General features: G+C 46.1%; 2 protein-coding genes. Both read left to right on the top strand.

Features of this window, described 5'->3' with window-relative positions; genetic code table 11:
• On the top strand, positions 1–2,424 hold a 2,424-nt coding region (locus QUA45_RS28075; RefSeq protein WP_333223157.1), incomplete at its 5' end, for an ATP-binding protein.
• Positions 2,425–2,556: 132 nt separating this feature from the next.
• Positions 2,557–4,245, top strand: a 1,689-nt coding sequence (locus QUA45_RS28070) for a hypothetical protein (protein ID WP_333223155.1), incomplete at its 3' end; no start/stop codon positions are given.

The following is a 4,245-nucleotide window of genomic DNA, read 5'->3' as shown; positions in this document are numbered from 1 at the left end:
CACATCATACATGGTAAACATCATGTTAAAGAAACCATCCCTCTTTTAAAAGAGGGTTACGCCAGAGGACTGGAAACAGGAGAGCTAGAATTAGGATACTCAGCCAAAGAAATCTCTCAATATTCATATTTAATCGGTCGGGAAATTGCCGGACTCGAAGAGGATGTAGCGACTTACTGCAATGCGCTGGTTCAATTTAAACAAGAAGCAGCGTTAAATTATACTCAAATCGTTCATCAGGCTTTATTAAATCTGCTGGGGCGATCGGAAAATCCCTGTCAATTTGTGGGAGATGCCTACAATGAACACACAATGCTCCCATTTCACATCAAAGCCAACGATCGCAACGGACTCCACTATTTTTACTTCCACAAACTGCTTGTGTGTTACCTGTTTGGAGAAGCCGAGCAAGCTTTAGAAAATGCTAGGCAAGCCGAACAGTATTTAGACGCGGTGACGGGTATGCTCAACGTGCCGATGTTCTACTTTTATGACTCTCTAGCACGGCTGGGAGTTTGTACCGATGTGGCTTCCTCCGAAGAGAAACAAGAACATCTGCAAAAAGTGAAAAGCAACCAAGAAACCCTTCATAAATGGGCGCATCACGCCCCCATGAATTTCTCGCACAAATGTTACTTAGTGGAAGCCGAACTGTTCCGAGTGCTGGGTGAAAATGTGCAGGCAATGGAGAGTTACGATCGCGCCATTTTTCTTGCTAAAGAACATGATTATCTCAATGAAGAGGCTCTCGCGAATGAATTGGCTGCCAAATTCTACCTGGCATGGGGGAAAGAAAAACTTGGCCAGGTATATCTAATAGATGCTTACTATGCTTATGCTCGTTGGGGAGCGAAAGCAAAAATCGACGATCTAGAACAACGCTATCCCGAACTTCTTGCTCCTCTCTTCAAACAGGAGAAAGCTGGTTCGTTGGAAGGTACTACCTCCAATGAGACTTCATTGATTTCTAGTCATCGCCAAACAATTGCTGGAAGTACGAGTACCACAGTAATTGATTTACCAACTGTTATCAAAGCTTATCAAGCTTTGTCTAGCGAAATTAAGCTTGAACAATTGCTCACTACCCTTATGGAAGTGGCGATTCAGAATGCAGGCGCTCAAACAGGAGTATTAATTTTGAAAAAAGAAGAGGACAACTGGACAATCGCCGTCCACTGTAGCGATCGCCAAGGCTGTCTTTTGCAAGAAACTATTGGGATCGAGGAGAGCGAATCAATTCCCCAGACTGTCATTAATTACGTCAAACGCACCCAGAAAACCCTAGTTTTCGATGATGTCAAGACTGAATTAATATTTGCTTCTGACTCCTATATCAAGCAGCACCAACCTAAGAGCATCCTATGTACTCCGATTACCCATCAAGGCAAAATGATGGCTATTCTGTATTTGGAAAATAATCTGACGACGGGGGCATTCACTGGCGATCGCGTCGCCCTCCTTAACATCCTCTGCTCGCAAGCTGCCATCTCGCTGGAAAACGCGGGCTTGTATCAGCAATCTCAACAGCTTTATCAACAATCTCAGGAATATGCCCAAAAACTGGAGCAGTCTATCCAGGATCTCAAACAGATGCAACTGCAATTGGTGCAGGGTGAGAAAATGTCTGCTCTGGGAAATTTAGTCGCAGGGGTAGCCCACGAAATTAACAATCCCGTAGGCTTTATCGCCGGCAACTTGCAACCCGCTCAAGAATACGTGGGGGATTTATTCAATTTGATCGATCTCTATCAAGAAAAATTTCCCAATCCGGGAGTGGAAATTGAAGCAGAAATTGAGGATATGGACTTGGAGTATTTGCGAGAAGATTTGCCCAAATTGATTGGCTCGATGAAGGAAGGAGTCGAGCGCATCCGCAATATCAGTACGAGTTTGAGAACGTTTTCCAGGGCAGATAGCGATCGACCCGTTTCTTTCAATATTCACGATGGACTTGAAAGCACTCTGCTGATTCTCAAGCACCGTTTAAAAGCCAGCGAGTTCCGCCCTGCGATTGAAGTTGTGAGAGAGTATGGTAACTTGCCCCTAGTGAAATGCTTTCCCGGACAGTTAAATCAGGTATTTATGAATATACTGGCTAATGCCATTGACGCTCTGGAGGAGTCAAATAAGGGACGCAGTTTTAATGAAATTAAAGCCCTACCTAATCAAATCACGATTCAAACTGCTTTGAGCGAATCCAACAATCAGGTTTTGATTCGCATTAAGGATAATGGAGTGGGGATGTCGAACGAAGTCAAGGAAAACATCTTTAACCACTTATTTACAACCAAGCCTGTGGGTCAAGGAACCGGATTGGGATTGTCGATCGCACACCAAATTGTTGTGGAAAAACATGGAGGTACGTTACTCGTGAATTCTTCTTTGGGGCAGGGTTCGGAGTTTGTGATTTCTATTCCGAGGTGAGCATTTTGTAGTAGGACTTGAGCGCAATTAGTGCGATCGCCAAAAATATCGGATTTAGTAAGAAGAGAAATACGGATTTTCCGGGTTTCTAAATCCCCATGCGTTTAAAAGTGAAATTGTGAGTTTTAAGCTGTGAAACGTAATTTTTTCTATTGGCGTCTAATATTGTCAGTCTCGATTTTACCCGTACTGGCGATCGCCCCGTCTTTAGTGTGGAATCAACCCGGAAGAGCACAAGATGGGGAGAGGGCTGGGTTGATTCATGCTTCGAGTTCCCGCCAGGGAATGAATTCCCTGGCTGATAGCGAAAGTCGGTTGAAACCGACTGAAATATTGACCGATAGTTCTCTTGAGAGAACTTCAGCTATGAGACAGGGAATTCATTCCCTGTCGGACTATAAGTTTTTGACTCAATCTTTACCGCCATCTTCGAGAATTAGACAAGGCCGCCAAGTGTCCCTAAACGGCCGCATTATTCCCCTAAGTTGGACTCAGCAGCCGGCAAACAGCACTTCTGCGGATTTCCGAACTTGGATTGCTGACGTTGGATTGATGCAAAGTGCGGGAGTGGATTTGCTTAGCAGTGCCGACAGTGCCAAACAACCGGTGCAGTGGTTTTCGGTATCTTTAACCGGCGCTCAAAGCGTAGCAGCGCGGGCAACAGGTTCGTATCGTTACTTAGATGTTACCGATTTTGCTAGACTTGCGGGCTGGGAGATATCTGCTGATGGGAATATTCTAAAAATTACTTCTCAAACTGCAAGTGTTACCGGAATTCGGCAAGCAGAAATAGAATCGGGCGATCGCATTGTTGTAGATCTCGATCGAGCGGCCCCTTGGCAAGTCAACTTTGTCAATAAACCAATCCCGTCGCCGACACCCACACCCAACCCCCCGGACGACCCCCCAAAGCCCGCTATCCCACTGCACAACCTCCGCACAGCGCCAAACCTCGAAACACCAGACGACCCGACCAAACCCGCTCTCCCGCTGCAAATAACGCCCGCAGCGCCGATCGCCGGTCAAGAATGGTCGATCGCGATCGATGCCAAAGTCGCACCGGCCATAATTCAGCAGACTTTTCAAACCAGCAAACAATTGCTATCACTAAAAGTCGAACCTGACGGCGTTCAAACCCGAGTCAAAGTGACGATTCCTTTAGGTTGGCGGCCGCAAGTTTTCAGCCTGGGAAATCCCAATCGATTAGCGATCGACATTCGGCCAGATTCGTTAGTAGAAAAAAACATTGTTTGGGCTCCCGGTGTACAGTGGCGGCAGCAGTATCATAATTTAGGAACCGCGCGTTTTCCGGTAGTTTGGTTAGAAGTTAATCCGCGTCAAGCTGGTGTAAAAATTCGACCAATTCTCAGCAATCCGCCTGCTGAGCAAGGCACTGCACCTTTATTGCAAACAGCCGAAGTTTCGGGAGCGGCGGCTGCAATTAATGCAGGTTTTTTCAATCGAATTAATCGCTTAGCTTTAGGGGCAATTCGGCGTGACAATAAATGGCTTTCCGGGCCGATTTTGAACCGGGGGGCGATCGGCTGGAACGATCGGGAAGAATTTGCGATCGATCGTTTAACTTTGCAAGAAACTTTGATAACCTCTGCAAATCAACCTTTGCCCGTTTCTCATCTCAATAGTGCCTACGTACAACCGGGAATCGGTCGCTACAATTCTGAGTGGGGAACAACTTATACTCCGTTGTCTGGCAATGAAATAATTGTGACAGTTGCGGGCGATAGAGTTGTCAGCCAATCCCCCGGAGGTGCGGCGGGAACAACAACTTTTCCCATTCCAGCTAACGGTTATATTTTGGTT

Origin of the sequence: Microcoleus sp. Pol12A5, from assembly GCF_036701435.1 — a bacterium.
Classification (GTDB): Bacteria; Cyanobacteriota; Cyanobacteriia; order Cyanobacteriales; family Microcoleaceae; genus Microcoleus.
This window is presented reverse-complemented; position numbering and strand designations above follow the sequence as displayed.